The organism is Deinococcus aestuarii (assembly GCF_018863415.1).
Classification (GTDB): Bacteria; Deinococcota; Deinococci; order Deinococcales; family Deinococcaceae; genus Deinococcus; species Deinococcus aestuarii.
The window spans coordinates 23,008-38,269 of the sequence record NZ_JAHKSN010000005.1 but is presented as its reverse complement, the minus strand read 5'-3'; the positions used below and the strand labels follow the sequence as shown (position 1 = coordinate 38,269).

Below are 15,262 nucleotides of genomic sequence, written 5' to 3'. Positions count from 1 at the left end.
AATCCGACCGATTTAGTCAAGTTTGGGCCGGGGGGCTCCCCTTCCCGTTCCAGGCGGTCTGGAACCGCGGACCTCCGGCCGGTGCTCGCGCCGCCCGCCCACCGCCGCCCAGGAAAACCCCCGCCTCCATTTCGGGAGACGGGGGGAGCAGGGACGGCGGGAACGCGTGTCAATCGCTCTGCACCAGATTCCTCACGGCGGTGCCGCCGCTGGCGAGGGCGAGGGTGTAGTCCGTCGCGTGGACACCCGGCACGTTCGAGCTGTTCTGGAGGCTCACCGCGTTGAGGCTGTTGGGCGCCACGTTCAGGGTGGCCGTGGCGAGCACCTCGCCGCTCAGGCTGGTCTTCACGGTGATCTCGTGCGCGCCGGGGGTCAGGAACAGGGGGCTGGGACGGCCCGTCGCCTGCACTCCCGCCTTGACCTGCGCGCCGTCCACGTACACGTCGACCGCGCCCGGACGGCCGGTGTCGGCCAGAAAGAGGACGTTGGGGCGGGGCGGGGTGGTCTGGGCGAGGGCGGTGCCGAGCACGCCGGTCAGCGTCAGGGCGAAGGCGGTGGGGATCAGGGCGGTCTTGACGAGCTTGTTCATGGTCTTTGCCTCCGGTCGTCTCTCGGGGGGCCGGTCCGGCTTCCCCGCTGCCCAGAGGTTAGGAGGCGACCTTCAACGTTTCTCGCGCGCTCCTCGAAGGTCGTGTGCAGAGAGGGCGGCAGGGCCCGCCGGACGCGGCCCGTGGAACCGTCCCACCGCGCCCTTCTCGTGTACACTGCCCTCGGAACAGCGTCGATCTGACGGGTCCCGGCGACCATACGCCGAACTGGAGGAGTCTGCTAGCGGGCTCCTCCTTTGCCGTTTCCCCGCCCAGGAGGCCCGCCCATGCACCCCACCGCCACCCCCGCCCTCCGCACAGGCCGGCCGTCCCCGGGCGGGCCCTCCCCCGGCGGCGCGGCTCCCCCCCGCACCCACACGCCGGACGCTCCCCGACCTTCACGTCAGCGGCCACCCCAGCGTCGGCACGCTGACCGGGCCCGTGCGTCCCGGCGTGCACCCTGCTGCCGGGAGAGCAGGTCCACCGCACGGCGGGAGGGCCACCCCACCAGCGTTGTCCTGTTCATGCGCGACGCCACGCCGGGGGACGCGGTTCCCGGCGGCGAGAGCCCCTGCGGGTGGTCGCGGACAGTCTCGCGGCGCCCCGGCCGGGTAGGGTCCGTGCGGCGCACGCCGCCGCGCCCGGGCCGCCCTGCACCCCACCCCGCCTCCCTCTTTCCGCAAGGAGTCCCATGACCTCACGCCGTTCCGAGACCCCCGACCAGGGGGGCCGTCCTCCCACCCCCTTCAGCCGCTTCATCGGGCAGTCGCGCTTCATCGTGCTGCTGGCCGTGATCTCCGTACTGCTCGTCGCCGCCGCCCTCTTCCTGATCGGCGTCATCCAGGCCCTCACCGGCATCGTCAACGCCGCCGCCGCCGTCGCCGACTTGCAGTTCAACGCCGCCAACCTCACCCTCGTCTTTCTGGAGATCGTCAGCACCATGCTCAAGGCGGTCGTGTTCTACATCATCGGCGTCGGGCTCTACAGCCTCTTCATCGCGCCCCTCAACCTCACCGTCAGCCTGGGCATCGAGACCCTCAACGACCTCGAGGACAAGATCGTCAGCGTGGTCATCGTCATCCTGGGCGTGACCTTTCTGGAGCACTTCGTCCGCTGGGAGGACCCGCTGGAGACCTTGCAGTTCGGCGCGGCGCTGGCGGTGGTGGTGGCGGCGCTGGTGTTCTTCCAGCGGCACAGCCACCAGGCCAAGGAGGCGCAGCAGCAGAAGAGCCCGGACGTGACGGCGCGCGCCAAGAAGGAACTGTTCGAGGAAGACACCGAGCAGCACGTCATCAGCCAGGACGAGGTGGAGGGGCGGACCCAGAGCAGCGGCGGGTGAGGATGGGCTCCACCCTGCTCAGCCTGCCGGTGTGGAACGGATATCTCCCCTTCTTTGTGCCGCGCGGCCTTTGGGTCAGTCTGGGCCCGCTTCCACGCGGTGGGAGCGCCCCTACGGTCCTGGGCAGGCGTCTGGGCGCGGTATACGGCCCTGTTGGGTACGGCCAGCGTCCGACTGCGGGCGCGCTTCGGCTCCCCCGCCCTCGACGACCGGCGGCAGGAGGAGAGCGCCCTGCCCGCCTGAGGGAGCCCGACGGCTTTCCTCCGTCTCCCCCGAGGAGGTGACTGTGAATAACCTGAAGCGGGTCTTGCTGTTTTTCGGCGTGGTCGTGCTCCTGGGCGCGGTGGGGCTGCTGGCGAAGAACCTCATCGACCTCAACCAGCTCGTCGCCGTGGCGAGCGCGAACCGCTCCACCGGCTTCTTCCATCCCGGGCGTGAGGTGCTGCTCACCGCCGGGCTGGCGCTGCTCTCCGGCCTGCTGCTCGGCCTGGGCATCGCGCTGCACACGCGGCCAGCTCATGAACCCCGCGCCCACCCGCCCCAGTCCAACCGTCCACCCGACCTGAACTGACGTTTCCTCTTCTTTTGCCAGAACACTGGTCACCCTGAGCGGAGCGGAGGGTCTCCTCCACAGTGTTTGAAGCTGCCTCGCTTGCGCTCAGCATGACACTCTTCTGTCAACTGCTTGAGGAAGACCCCATGACCCTGAATGCCGACCGCCGCTCCCACCGCCTCCACTGGGGCGGCGTCCTCGCGGGCCTGGTGGGCCTGGTCTCGACCCTGACGATCATCGCCCTGGGCACCGGCGTCGCCGCGGGCATCTGGACGGCCCTCGCCGCGCTGGTGGGCGCCTACGTCGCGGGTCTGACCACCGTGCGGGCCAGCGCCCCCGTCACCCGTAACGACGACGGCATCGCTATCATGACCCATGACGACGCTTCCCTCACCGGACTCGTGACGGGCGGCCTGCTCGTGCTGCTGACCAGCCTATTCGCCCTGAACAGCGCCGCCCGGCTGCTGGGGACCGCGAGCAACCTGCTGGGCAACGTGGCGGGCGTGGCGACCAACGCCGCCGGGACGGCTGCCAATGCTGCGGGCAGTGTCGTAAATCAGCAGGGCGGTCTCCGCTGGGCGGCGTGGACGGGCAGGACGTGGTGAACTCCCAGCGACACGCCCACCACCTCGGTCACCTCACCCGCAGCGTTCTTGACCGGGGTGAACCACGTCTCCAGCGTCACGCCCCGGGACGCGAAGTGCATCAGGTCGTGCGTCTCCTCACCGGCGAGGGCCTGGCCCAGCCGCCGCCCCTCGCGGAGATTCGGCTCGTGGGCGAACAGGGTTGTGGCCGCGTGCCCGACGGCCTGACCGGGTTTCAGATCCAGAGTGTCCAAGAGCCGGCCCTCGGACAGGGCGAACACACCCCGCGCGTCGGTGGCGAACAGCAGGAGGGGCGCGTTCTCCACGGCTACCTTGAGGTAGTGCTGGGTTCGGCCCAGTTCGCGCTGCGCCCGCGACCCCTCCAGCGCCAGGCCCAGTTGGCGCGCGGTCGTCTCCAGCACCGCCCGGTCGGTGGCCGACCAGACGTGGGGCCGCGACAAGACCACTGCGAGCACGCCCGCCCGCTCGTGCCCGACCGTCAGCGGCAGCGTGGCCGTGGCCCCCACCCCCAACGCCAGGTCGCCGAGGTGGTCGGTGCCCTGGTCGTAGAGGTCCTGGTAGACGGGCCGCCCGCTGGTCCAGGGGATCAGCAGGTTGTGTGTCTGCTCGAAGGCGAGCCCGGCGTCCACCGCCGCCTGAAGGGCGGGGTCGAGGGGGCGCCGACCTGCACCGCGGCCCGCCAGCGGTCACGCGCGGGCTCGTAGAGCAGCACGCTGCCCCCGGGCAGCAGGGACAGGGCCACCTCCCCGGCCCGCCGGATCAGGGCGTGGGGATCACCCTGGAGGGACAGATCACGGCTCAACTCCGCAAAGGCCTCCAGCGCCCGGGTGCGGGCGTCGAGCCCGGCGTTTTGCGCCGTGAGCCGCCGGGCCGCCTCCACCCGCTCCAGCGCCAGGGTCAGGCTGCGGCCCACCGAGCGGAACACCGCCTGTTCGCGCGCCGACCAGTCCCCGGCCCGTTGGGTGCCCATCGCCAGCAGGCCCCGCGGCGCGTCTCCCACGAAGCAGGGGGAAAACGCTCCCGCCCCGTAGGCCTCGGTCCGGGCCACCCCCTCGCGCTCCGCCTCCCAGCCGGGAACGAACACCACCTCCCTCGTCTCCACGGCCTCGGCGTAACTCGGGGCGTCCAACGGGACGCCCGCCGTCAAGACCTCGACCACCTCGGGGGGCGAAGTCATCGGACCACACCCGGGCCTTCCAGCGGCTCCCCTCCAGGTCGGAGGAGGCGACGCTCACCTCGCCCAGGGTGGCGCGCAGCACGTCCACCGCCCGGCGCGCGAGGGCCCGCACATCGGTCGTCCCGGCCGACGCCTCCGTGAAGGCGACGAAGGCGTCGAGGGCCGCGCGCTCCTCCTCCAGTTCGGCGGTGCGGACCGCGACTCGGGTTTCGAGGCCCTGACTCAGGCGGGCACGGCCGAGGGCGATGGCGCACTGGGCCGCGAGGGTCCCCAGGAAGCGCCGCTCCTCCGGAGTGAAGTGATGCGGCTCGGTGAAGTCGAGGATGAGCGTGCCCAGGGGAGCGCCGTCGAGGAACATCGGCAGGACGGCGGTGGCGACGGCGGCCACCCCCCCGGTGCGGGCTTCCAGCCCGGGGTAGGCCCGGGTCAGGTCACCCCGCTCCTCGAAGAACAGCCCCTCGTGGCGCTTCAGGGCGTCTCCGGCAGGCACGTCGCCGTCCAGGGGACCGTCCTGCCAGAGGATCTGAGCCCCGTCCCGGTCGCCCTGGTGGGCGGCGAGGTTCAGGCGCTCCCCCGTCTCGTCCACCAGCAAGACCGCACCTGCGATGGCGTTCAGGGCCTCCAGGGCCGGGATAAGCACCACCCCGAACACCTCCTCCTGGGTGCGGGCGGCGGCGAGCTGCTCGGTGACCGTTCGCAGACGTTCGCTCAGGGAAGGAGACGTCGTGGATGGGCTGGACACAGAAATGAGGATACTGTCCGCAGCCCGGGGTCAGATCAGCCTTCCTCCTTCCGCACGCCTCTCCCCCGGTGCGCGCTCCAGCAGGACGATGGCGGGTACACTCTGGACCCTCGGGTTGAACTTCCTGCGTGCCCCACGGGGGCTTCCCTGAGGCTGACCCTTCTCCGGGCGGTGGGCCGGGGTGCGGCGAAAGGACCGCGAGGGCCAGGAAGATCAGCTTGAAGCACGGGGACCAGTGGTGAACGCCGCCGTGTTGTGGAAGACCCAGTCTCTCGACGCGATCTCGAAGCTCCCGTGGACGTCGGGGACAGGGGTGTGGCCGGAGGATGGGTTGCGGCGCTCACGACTGCTGTTCGAGCACATCCCCATGCTGAAAGAGCCCCATGTCGAGGGGTTGCCCTTGCTCGCACAGGGGCCTTACGACCGTTTGCCGATCCTGCCGACCCGGCGAGAGCGGGGGCTGGAGGCTGAGCGTTGGTTTCCGCACCCATGCCGACTTTGCGGGCGAATTCGGATGACCGCCGTGTTCAACCGCAACCCGCGGCGATCAACACGCGCTCGCTGCGCCTTCCCGGGAATTCGCCAACAAAGGCCCTGCGGGCGTCACCCCTGCATCGCGCCCGGGGTCTGCCCGCAGTTGTGCGGCGAGGGAAGCCGGGACGACCTCGGGCGGTGTTTCGCCGGGACGCAGCGCACGCCCGAGATGGCGCAACACGGTGAGCCAGACGGCATACCCGAGCTTGTCGAAATCCCGTCTCCGCTCCCGCACCAAGCGCAGATCGTCTTCCCTCAGCAGGGAGGAGCGGGAGAGGATGCGTTCGTCGAGGGAAGGAACGCGCGTGAATGGCTCGCGCTGGGCCCGGGTGAGCGGGGTTGAGTGAGCGGCCATCCGGCCTGACGGATGGAGTCACAGCCAGACCCCTTCAGGACTCACCCTCCCCGGGAGGATCCCCCTCACCTCACTCCGACCGTTTCCTCCAGCTTGAAGACGGGTGCTCCCTCCCCTGTTCCTCCAGCCGGGGGCTCCCGGTCTGGGCGAGGACTCTCCCCAGCAGCAGCCAGGAGACCAAGCACAGCACCAGTTCCGAACTCGCCTCTGCTGCCCAGATGCCCGTCAGGGAGAACAGGTGGGCGGCCAGCAGCAGCACCGGCACCTTGACCAGGACGATGCCGCCCAGCGTCAGCAGCAGCGCCTCCCTGGCCCGTCCCACCGCTTGAAACGAGGCCGCCGTCACCAGGGCCACGCCCGCCAGGGGAGCCGCCAGCGCCAGCAGCCGCAGGGCCGTCTGCCCTTGCGCGATCACCGTGCTCTCCTTGGACAGCAGGGCGATCAGGGCGGCCGGGATCAGCAGGCACAGCCCGCAGACCAGCGCCCCATAGACGATGGTGGCCGTCAGCGAAAGCCGGACCGCTTCTCGCACCCGCTCGAGTTTGCGCTGGCCGAAGTTGTACCCCACCACCGGCTGCACCCCCTGCACGATGCCCGTCTGCGGCGTCAGCAACCCGGCATAGAGTCTGCCCACAATCGCATACACGCTCAGGGCGCCGTCCCCACCCATCTGCCTCAGGAGGTTGTTGGTGATGATCGCCGCCAGACTGACGCTCAGGTTCCTGGCGAACGAGGGCAGGCCGATCAAGAGCACCTCGGCGATGATCGGCCCGTTCGGTCTGAAATACGAAGCCTTGATCTCGTAGGAACGGTTCTTCCTGAAAAAGAAGAAGTAGATGCCCATGCCCGCCGAGACCGTCTGACCGGCGACGGTCGCCAGGGCTGCCCCTGCGGCACCCATCCCCAGCACCATGATGAACAGCCAGCACAGCACCAGGTTGACGGTGACCGGAACGATCCAGATGGCCGTGGAGAACCGCGCGTTCCCATCCGCCCGGATGATGGCCGAGAAGCCGGTGCTCGTGATGGCCCCCAGGAAGATGATGCGGCCGTACTCGACGGCGTAGGGGGCGATGCTCTGGGTGGCCCCGAGCAGGTGGACGATGGGCCCGATGAAGAGCGTGCCGAGGACGCTGATGGTGAGGGCCGCCACCCAGAAAATCAGGAAGGTCATCGCCACGGTCCGGGAGGCCCGCTCCACATGCCGCTCACCCAAGGCCCTGGACACCACCGAGGCGCCCCCGGCCCCCACCGTCGTGGACACCGCGCCCAGGGCGATCAGGACCGGCGCGATGATCGAGGCGCCCGCCGCCGCCAGCGGACCCACCCCCACGGAGAGGAAGTAGGTGTCCGTGACGGTGTAGATGGCGTAGACCAGCAGCGAGAAGGTCGTCTGCGACGAGAATTCCAGCAGCAGCTTCCCGACGCTCTCGGTCCCCAGCCGTTCGACCCCGGACGCCCGCGTCATGCAGCCTCAGTGGGCCTTGAGCCAGGCCATCGTCTCGGCGATGAACCCCCTGGAGAAATGGAAGATGTCGTCGGTGTCGTAATTGCGGTAGTAACACTCGACGTGCATGACGAGCGCGAGATGCAGCGAGTACAGGTGGCACCGCTGGTCCTCCGCGGGGGTGAAGCTCGTCTTGCCGTAGCCCTGCATCTGGTTCGTGATGCCCTCGCCGAGCAGTGGCCGGAACTGCGCTTCCATCAGCGGTTCGGCCCACAGCGCCCGCTCGAAGTCGATGATGCCGACCACCTGGCCGTCTTTGACAAAGAAGTTGGGGTTCCAGGCGTCCCAGTGGACCAGGACGGGCGTGGTGACTTCCTCCAGCGCCGGGGCATGTCTGTGCACCACCTCCCGAAGCTCGTCGTAGCTGTAGTCGAACCGGGCGTCCTTGCGGGCGGCGTCCTCCAGGACGGACTCGACGATCCGCAGGAAGGCCTCCTTCCAGGTGTCCGCGCGTAGGTCAGGGTTGCCGTCGTATCCGAAAGAGGTGCCCCGAAAGCCGTTGACCTCGCGGATGATCTCGCCGGTCTGCCGTTCGATGGCGGCCTGGGTCTCGGGGGGCAGGGCCTCTTTCACGTGCTCCAGATTGTCCCCGGCCACCTTCGCCATGAAGAAGTAGTCCGAGTCGCACAGGTCGTGGGCCTGATCGTAGAAGTAAATCTCGGGCACGGGGATGGCCGGGTGCTGCCGGACGAGGCGCATGGTCGCCACCTCGGTCGCCATGATGTTCTTCTCGTACTGCATCACTTCGGCGCCGGGTGGGGGAGCGATCTTGAGGACGACCTCCCGGCCGTCGGCCAATCGGACCAGGAAGGCCGCGTTGAACCAGCCCTCCTTCAACTCCTGCACGGCGTCGTCACTGTCAGCGAGGGTCATCCCGTCAAAGGCGCGGGCGGCCATCGCGGCGATCTGCTCATGTGTTTTGCGGTTTTTGGTCTTGCTGTCCACTTCAGTCCTCCAAGAGCTCGGACCCCGGTGCGTCCATCCAGAGCAGGAACTATTTTCTAAGTCTTAGTTTAGTAAAGTCAAGCTAGTAAAATAACGGCACCATGTCGAGCCGCGATCACCTCCTTCAAATCTGGCGAAGGTCGGGCCCGCCGTGACCAGCCTCCCGGAAACCCGGCCCGCCCGGGAACGGGTGTACGGGGCCCTCAAACTCGGCCCCGCCACCCGCCCCGAACTTGCCGGACGCAGCGGGCTCAGCCTGCCGACGGTCATCGCCGCCGTGGACGACCTGATCGGCGCAGGGTTGGCCGCCCTGGAGGACGCGCCCCTGCCCGGGAGCCGCGGACGCCCCGCGGCCCGGGTGCGCCTCACGCCCGACCGGTTTACCGTCACCGCCCTCGACCTCGGTGGACCTCAGGCGATGGGCGGGCGCTACGACCTGCACGGCAGACGGCATGGGCTCACCGAGCACGGGTTCCCCGTTCGGCAATTTACCCAGGACGCCGGGCACAACGTGCGGTTGCTGCTGGAGTGGCTGGGCGTGCAGGGCCCGGCGGACCTGTCGGTGGTCAGCGTTCTGGGCGCCGTGAACCCGGTGACGCGCGCCCTGACGAGTGTTCCCCTCGCCATGCGGGACCGCCCGCTGGAGGCCGAGCTGACCGCAGCGCTCGGTTGGCCGGTGCGGGTGGAGAACGACGCCAACCTCTGTGCCTGGCACGCCTGGCAGGCCCTGAAGCTCACGGCGGACGAGCCGCTGGTGTTCCTCAACTACAGCTACGGGATCGGTCTGGGGATGGTGCTGAGCGGGCGGGTGTACCACGGCGCGACGGGCGCGGCGGGCGAGGTCTCCTCTGCCGCCGACCCGGCCACACGTGGACGGCGTGATGCCCTCTCGGTTCGGCTGCTGCGTCACCTGCACGCGGCGCTGCCCGGGGGCTCCACGGCGGAAGTGGCGGCCCTCGCCGCCGGGGGCGACCCGGCAGCCCGGCGGGCGATGCGCGCCTTCACCACGGACCTGAGCAACCACCTGACGGCGGTGGCGGCGGTGCTCGACCCCGCCGTCATGGTCTTGCAGGACGTGCCGCACGCGGCGGGTCCCCTGCGGCGGGAGGTGGAGCGCGCCCTGGCGGCGCTCGACTTGCTTCCAAGAGTGCAGGTCAGCCCGCTGGGACCCGCTGGGGGTGTGGACAGCGCCGGGGGCTACGGGGCCGCGTGGCTGGAGCGTGCCCGGCTCACGGGCGGAGCGGAAACGCTGCCCCGGTAGCGGGGACGTCGCGTTGTGGCCCCAAGCGCCCGAGGACGTCCGTTCAGAGGTGACGCCAGCCCCCCGCGCGGACACCGCCGCCCCCCCTGCTCCACGAGAGCCGAGCACTTCTCCCTTCGCGCCTCACCGGGTCCCCACGCCGACGTTCGGGCCCTCTGCTCACCCCTCTCCCCGCAGAAAGTCAGGCCGCACGACCACCGGAACGGCGAGCGGGGCTTAGCCGCCTGCGCCCGCAGTGCTCGGGGCCGCGTGGGTCCCCACCACCCTTCCTGCACTGGGCAGCGTGAAGCCGAAGGTGGCGCCGCCTCCGGGCTGACCCTCCGCCGTCACCCGTCCCCCGTGCCGATTGATGATCCGGCGCACGTTCGCCAGCCCCACCCCCGCCCCCTCGAACTCCTCCTGGCGGTGCAGCCGCTGGAAGATGCCGAACAGCCGCGCCGTGTACCGGGGGTCGAAGCCCACCCCGTTGTCCCGCACAAAGAGCGCCCACTCGTCCGGGCGCTCCTCGGCCCACACCTCGATTCGGGCCACCTCCCGGGTCCGGGTGAACTTCAGGGCGTTCTCCAGCAACATCCGCAGGGCCTGGCGCAGGGTGTCCGCGTCGCCCGTGACCACGGGCAGGGGTGAGACCGCCCAGTCCACCCGCCGTTCCCGCTCACCCGGCCGCAGCTCCCGGCGCAGCCCGTCCACCAGCGCCCCCAGGTCCACCGGCCCCGGGCTGAGCGTCAGGCGGGAGGTGCGGGAGACCTGGAGGATGCCGTCAATGAGGATGTTCATCCGCCCGGCCGCCTCCTCGACCACGTTCAGGTAACGGGCCGCCTTGGGACTCAGCCCGCCGTCCAGGGTCTGGCGCAGCAGGTGAACGAAGCCGGTGACGTGCCGCACTGGCGTGCGCAGGTCATGGGAGACGCTGTAGGTAAAGGCCACCAGTTCCTCGTTGGCGGCGGCCAACCCGCGCCGCTCCTCGGCGAGGTGCGCCACGCTCTCGGCCCGCTCCAGCGCCAGGGTGAGCTGGCGCCTGACCGTTTCCAGCATCGCCCGGTCCTCCCGCGACCAGCGCCGCTGGGTGTACAGCGCGAAGCCCAGCACGCCGCGGGACCGCCCGTTCACGGTCACCGGCAAGACCGCCGTGGCGCCGGGGTACTCGTCGCCGCCGGGGAGCTAGTCGGTCCCCGGGTCGTACTCGTCCTGGTAGTGGACCTCGCCACGCTGGTAGGGGATCACGAGATTCGTCGCCGCCTCGAAGGGGTAGCGCTCGTCGAGCACCGCCTGCACGCTGGGGGAGGGCGCCCGGCCCACCTGGGATTTCAGGCGCCACCACCCCCCCTCGGGCTCGAAGTACATGGAGTAGCCCGCGGACAGCAGGCCCAGCACGACCTCCTGGGTGCGGCGGATCAGGACCAGGGGGTCGGTTTCCAGTACCAGGTCGTGCGAGAGTTCCGCGAAGCCGGAGAGCACCCGGGTGCGCGCGTCGAGCTCGGCGTTCTGCTCGGCCAAGCGCCGGGTCTGCTCGGCGCGCTCCAGGGCGAGATTCAGCCCACGCGCCACCGCGCGGAACAGGGCCTGGTCGGACTCACGCCACTGCCGGGTGTCCTTGAGGCCGATGGAGAGCACCCCCCGCACCTTGCCGCCCACCAGCAGGGGCGCGTTGGCGACCGTGCCGTACTGCTCGGTGGGTTCCAGCTCCTCGCGCGCCGGGTCCCAGGCATCGGTGAACACCACCTGCCGCCGCTCAAGGACGGTGCGGAACATCGGCGTGTCGGCGCTTAGCCCGGCCAGCATCAGGGCCAGCACGTCCGCCCGCACGTCCTCGCTCCACACCCGGGCTTTCCACCGCTCGCCCTCGGGCTCGTAGTACCCGACGCTGGCGTCCGCGAAACGGGCCCGCAGCACCCGGGTGGCCTGGTGGGCCAGGGCGAGCACGTCCGTTTCGGTGCTGGAGGCCTCCGTGAACGACACGAAGGCCTCCTGGGCCGCCCGCTCCTCCTCCAGGTGCCGGGTCTGCTCGGCGCGGTCCAGCGCGAGGGTCAGGCCCCGGCCCACGGCGCGCACCACGGCCCGGTCCCGCTCGCTCCAGCGCCACGTGTCCTTGAGGCCGAAGAGCAGCAGGTGCCCGACCTCGCCGTTCACGACCAGGGGATAGGCGGCGGCCGTGCCGTAGGCCTGGGTGTGCTCGAACGCCTCCCGCTCCGGGTCCCAGGCGTCGGTGAACACCGCGGTGCCCGCCTGAAGCACCTGGTGGATCAGCGGCGTGCTGCCCGGCAGACCCGCCCGCAGGCTGCCCAGCAACGCCCCGCTCATGTCCTCACTCCAGGCCTGGGCCTTCCACAACCCACTGTCCTGGGTGTAGTACCCGATACTGCCGTCCTGGAAGCGGGCACGCAGCACCGCAATGGCCTGCCGGGCAAGGGTCAGCAGGTCCGTTTCGGTGCCCACGGCTTCCGTAAAGGCCATAAAGGCTTCGTGGGCGCGGGCATCCGCCTCGACCTGCCGGGCGTGCTCGGCGCGCTCGAAGGCCAGCGCCAGGCTGCGCCCCACCGCCCGGAACACCCTACGCTCGCGCTCGGTCCATGCCGAAGCGCGTAGCGAGCCCATCGTCAGCAGCCCGTGCGGCTGGCCCTCCTGGAAGTACGGGTACAGCGCGGCGGCCGTGTACACCCCGGTCACCTCGGCGCCCTCCTGCTCCCCGTTCCACCCCTCCACGAACACCACGTCCCGCTCCACGAAGGGACGCGCGAAGCTGGGAAGGTCGGCGGGAAAGCCGGCCCGGGCGGCCTCGACCACCGGCGGCGGGGTGTCCTCGGAGAACACCTCGCCCTTCCACCGGCCGTCCTCCAGTGCCGAGTAGCCCACGTGCACCCCGAGAAGGTCGCGCAGCACGGCCCCGGCCTGCCCAACAAGGGCGCGGGCGTCCACCAGATGCGTCGAGGCCTCGGTGAAGCGCGCAAAGGCCGCCAGGGCGGTGCGTTCCTCCTCCAGTTCGGCGGTCCGCCGTTCGAGGTCCCGGCTCAGCCGGACGCGGCCCAGGGCGAGGGCGCACTGGGCGGCGAGGGTCCGCAGAAAGCGCTGTTCTTCGGTCGTGAACTCGTGCGGTTCTCCGAAGTCGAGGACGATCACGCCCAGCGGCCGGTCGTCAAGCAACATCGGCAGCACGGCGGTGGCGCCCGCGGCCACCCTCCCCGTGCGGGCCTCCCCAGAATGGGAGGCCCGCACGAGGTCGCCCGCCTGCTCGAAGAACAGCGGCTCACGGCGTGCCAGGGCGTCACCCGCGGGGCCGTGGCCGCCCAGGGGGCCGTCCTGCCAGGGCGTCCGGGCCCCTGCCTCGTAGCCCACAGCGGCCACGGTCTCCAGCCGTTCCCGCGTCCCGTCCACCAGCAGCACGGCTCCGGCGACGGCTCCCACGGCCTCCAGGGCGGGCTTCAGGACGACCCTGAACACGTCCTCCGTGCTGTGGGTGGCGGCCAGCGCCTCGGTGACGGTTTGCAGCCGTTCACCCGGGGAAGGAGCCACGGCTGAGGGCGCTGTGGACGGGCGAGACACCGGGTCAAGATACCGAACTGAACAAGTCAGAGCACGGGTCACCGCACACGGTTGGCCTCGTTCGCGCGGCGCGGCGGTGCCCCCTGTCCGCACACCATCTGGAACCGCTCAGGAGGGGGACGGCTGGGGCAGAGCGTTTGTGCCCGCGTCACCCCGGCCAAGGCCGCGACGAACGGGCTCGGGTGCTTGGGGCAACGACGCGACAGGGTACCGAAGCGTTTGTTCTCGCGCCGCTGCTGGCGTGACCCCGCAAACGACCTCGGGGGTCAACGCCGAGCGCAGGCTTAGTGGTCCGGGCTGGCTTGACGGAGGACCTGAGAATGGCCCGCAGTCCAAGACACAACGTTAAGGAAAAAGGGCGTGTTGCACGAGCTTTACCCGTGCAGTTCCCGGTATGCCCCTGTGGTTGGCACCCCTTCGGGGAGTCTTCACCGGCGCCTGAATTCTCCCGAGGCCCAGTCAGGCCAGCCGCAGTCCCCGCCGCAGCGCCTCCATGCTGCGCGCCAGAAAATCACGCGAGACAGACGCCGCCGGGGTGAACAGCTCGCTGGCATGGTAGCCGCCCTTCACTTCATAGAACTCGCAGGGGACACCCGCCCCTCTCAGCCGACGGGCGTACTCGCGGTCCTCAGTGTAGAACAGGTCGAGGGTCCCCACGCCGATCCAGGCGGGGGCCAGGCCCGCGAGGTTTTCCAGGCGGGCCGCCGCCGCGTAGGGCGGCGCGGTCTCCAGCTCCGGTCGGCGTCCCAGATAGGCCGTCCAACCCAGCCTGTTCGAGGCGGGCGTCCAGACGAATTCTCCGCGACCGGCGTGGTCGGTGTTCAGGACAGTGCGGTCGTCCAGCATCGGATACAGCAGGAGCTGGAAGGCGGGCTGCACCTCCCCCCGGTCGCGGGCCAGCCCCGCGAGCGACGCCGCGAGACCCCCTCCGGCGCTGTCCCCGGCGACGGCGATGCGGGCCGGGTCGATGCCCAGGGACGCCGCCTGCTCTTTCATCCAGCGCAGGACCGCATAACAGTCCTCCAGCGGCCCCGGGAAGGGCGTGCCCGGCGCAAGACGGTACTCCACGTTCACGACGGTCAAACCGAGTTCATGGGCGAACCCGGCGCACTGGCGGTGGTACGCCCCGGCCGAGCCGGTGACGAAGCCACCGCCGTGGATGTACAGCACGGCGGCGTCGCTCCGCTGTCCTGGTAAGGGCCGGTACAGGAAGACGGGCACGTCGGGCGCCCCGGCCGGGCCGGGCACCGTGCGGGCCTCGAAGGCCACATCGGTCGGCTCCGAGAAACGGGTGGGGAGGCGCTGCATCAGCGAGACGAGCGGGAGGGTAAAAGCCGGACTGCGCAGGCGCAGCAGGGGCGACCGCAGTTCGGGGTGCAACTGGCTGTAGGAAGGGGAGCGGCGGCGGTACAGCACGAGGGCCAGGGCCGCGAGGGTGCCCCAGCCGAGGGTCTTTTTCAGGTTCATCGCTGGTCTCTGGGGGAGGTGCGGGGCTGCAAGGCGGCGGCCTGGGTGGGGCGCAGGATCAGTTCGCGGTAGATCTCGCCCATGCGCTCCGGGCTGTGGGGCTGGTCATGCCGCAGCCACCATTCGATCAGGTTCAGAAACGAGCGGATGAAGTGGTGCGCGGCGACCTCCACCGGCACCCCTGCGTCCGGACGGGCCTCGAAGGTGTCCAGCAGGCCCTCCACGCCAATATCGACGATCTGGTCGAGCAGTCCGTGCGAGCGGTCGGTGCCGAGCAGCAGGCGGTAGAGGTCCGGCTGGGCCTGCACGTGCCGGAACACCACCGCGCCCGCCTGCTCGGGCGAGTCGCCCGCCAGCGGAGGCAACAGGCCAAGCAGCTCGGCGCGCAGGTCGTCCACCGCGCCGCGCAGCAGTTCCTCAATGCTCGCGTAGTGGCGGAAAAAGGTGGCGTAACCGACCTCGGCCCGGTCGGTCAGGTCGCGCACGGTGATGGCCTCAAGGGGCCGCTCGGCACTCAGTTCGATGAGGGCCTGGGTGAGTAGGCGGCGGGTCCGCCGCACGCGCAGATCGGGCTGGGGAACGAATGGAACCTCAGACATCCGTCCCTCTCCACAACGACTCACGCGCATTCATAACTCGTATGATACACC

The 15,262-nt window shown here is 70.3% G+C and carries 14 protein-coding genes and 1 pseudogene; 4 read left to right on the top strand and 11 right to left on the bottom strand.

Annotated features, from left to right (window positions below; genetic code table 11):
- Positions 1-169 precede the first annotated feature (169 nt).
- Positions 170-589: a DUF4397 domain-containing protein gene (locus tag IC605_RS08820; RefSeq protein ID WP_216321973.1), complete on the bottom strand. Its 420-nt coding sequence runs from the start codon at positions 587-589 to the stop codon at positions 170-172.
- A 689-nt stretch (positions 590-1,278) separates the two neighbouring features.
- Here IC605_RS08820 and IC605_RS08815 point away from each other — a divergent pair.
- The 3 genes from IC605_RS08815 (at position 1,279) to IC605_RS08805 (ending at position 3,084) form a co-directional block, all read left to right on the top strand.
- Positions 1,279-1,926 (top strand): YqhA family protein, encoded by a 648-nt coding sequence (locus IC605_RS08815; RefSeq protein ID WP_216321970.1) that lies wholly within the window; start codon positions 1,279-1,281, stop codon positions 1,924-1,926.
- A gap of 286 nt (positions 1,927-2,212) precedes the next feature.
- Positions 2,213-2,497 (top strand): hypothetical protein, encoded by a 285-nt coding sequence (locus IC605_RS08810; protein ID WP_216321967.1) that lies wholly within the window; start codon positions 2,213-2,215, stop codon positions 2,495-2,497.
- Between the two features lie 128 nt (positions 2,498-2,625).
- Complete coding sequence (locus IC605_RS08805) at positions 2,626-3,084, top strand: hypothetical protein (protein WP_246580618.1); 459 nt, start codon at positions 2,626-2,628, stop codon at positions 3,082-3,084.
- On the opposite strand, the gene IC605_RS08800 is transcribed toward IC605_RS08805, so the two are convergent.
- The 6 genes and pseudogenes from IC605_RS08800 to IC605_RS08775 form a co-directional block, all read right to left on the bottom strand.
- On the bottom strand, positions 3,036-3,713 hold the full coding sequence (locus tag IC605_RS08800) for a GAF domain-containing protein (protein ID WP_216321965.1): 678 nt from the start codon (positions 3,711-3,713) through the stop codon (positions 3,036-3,038). The two genes, IC605_RS08805 and IC605_RS08800, sit on opposite strands and share 49 nt — an antisense overlap.
- Positions 3,671-4,261, bottom strand: a complete 591-nt coding sequence (locus IC605_RS08795) for a GAF domain-containing protein (protein WP_216321962.1) — start codon at positions 4,259-4,261, stop codon at positions 3,671-3,673. The genes IC605_RS08800 and IC605_RS08795 overlap by 43 nt, the downstream gene beginning before the upstream one ends.
- 250 nt (positions 4,262-4,511) lie before the next feature.
- Positions 4,512-5,003, bottom strand: a pseudogene (locus IC605_RS24540) (GAF domain-containing protein); the annotation flags it as partial.
- Between the two features lie 547 nt (positions 5,004-5,550).
- Complete coding sequence (locus IC605_RS25545) at positions 5,551-5,892, bottom strand: DUF4158 domain-containing protein (RefSeq protein WP_216321959.1); 342 nt, start codon at positions 5,890-5,892, stop codon at positions 5,551-5,553.
- Between the two features lie 70 nt (positions 5,893-5,962).
- Complete coding sequence (locus IC605_RS08780; protein ID WP_216321957.1) at positions 5,963-7,360, bottom strand: MATE family efflux transporter; 1,398 nt, start codon at positions 7,358-7,360, stop codon at positions 5,963-5,965.
- A gap of 6 nt (positions 7,361-7,366) precedes the next feature.
- Positions 7,367-8,344: a phosphotransferase family protein gene (locus tag IC605_RS08775; protein WP_216321954.1), complete on the bottom strand. Its 978-nt coding sequence runs from the start codon at positions 8,342-8,344 to the stop codon at positions 7,367-7,369.
- 151 nt (positions 8,345-8,495) lie between these two features.
- On the opposite strand from IC605_RS08775, the gene IC605_RS24535 reads away from it, so the two are divergent.
- The gene (locus tag IC605_RS24535) at positions 8,496-9,605 is read left to right on the top strand and encodes an ROK family transcriptional regulator (protein WP_216321951.1); all 1,110 of its coding nucleotides are present in this window, start codon (positions 8,496-8,498) and stop codon (positions 9,603-9,605) included.
- Positions 9,606-9,821: 216 nt separating this feature from the next.
- Here IC605_RS24535 and IC605_RS08765 read toward each other — a convergent pair whose 3' ends face one another.
- From IC605_RS08765 to IC605_RS08750, 4 genes are all read right to left on the bottom strand, one after another.
- Positions 9,822-10,715 carry a sensor histidine kinase gene (locus IC605_RS08765; protein WP_216321949.1) on the bottom strand — a complete coding sequence of 298 codons (894 nt, stop codon included), beginning with the start codon at positions 10,713-10,715 and terminating at the stop codon, positions 9,822-9,824.
- A 51-nt stretch (positions 10,716-10,766) separates the two neighbouring features.
- Entirely contained in the window at positions 10,767-13,115 is a 2,349-nt protein-coding gene (locus IC605_RS08760) for a GAF domain-containing protein (RefSeq protein ID WP_216321946.1), read from the bottom strand.
- Between the two features lie 489 nt (positions 13,116-13,604).
- Complete coding sequence (locus IC605_RS08755) at positions 13,605-14,612, bottom strand: alpha/beta hydrolase (protein ID WP_246580617.1); 1,008 nt, start codon at positions 14,610-14,612, stop codon at positions 13,605-13,607.
- Positions 14,609-15,211 (bottom strand): TetR/AcrR family transcriptional regulator, encoded by a 603-nt coding sequence (locus IC605_RS08750; protein WP_216321943.1) that lies wholly within the window; start codon positions 15,209-15,211, stop codon positions 14,609-14,611. Before IC605_RS08750 ends, IC605_RS08755 begins: the two co-directional genes overlap by 4 nt.
- Between the last annotated feature and the right edge of the window lie 51 nt (positions 15,212-15,262).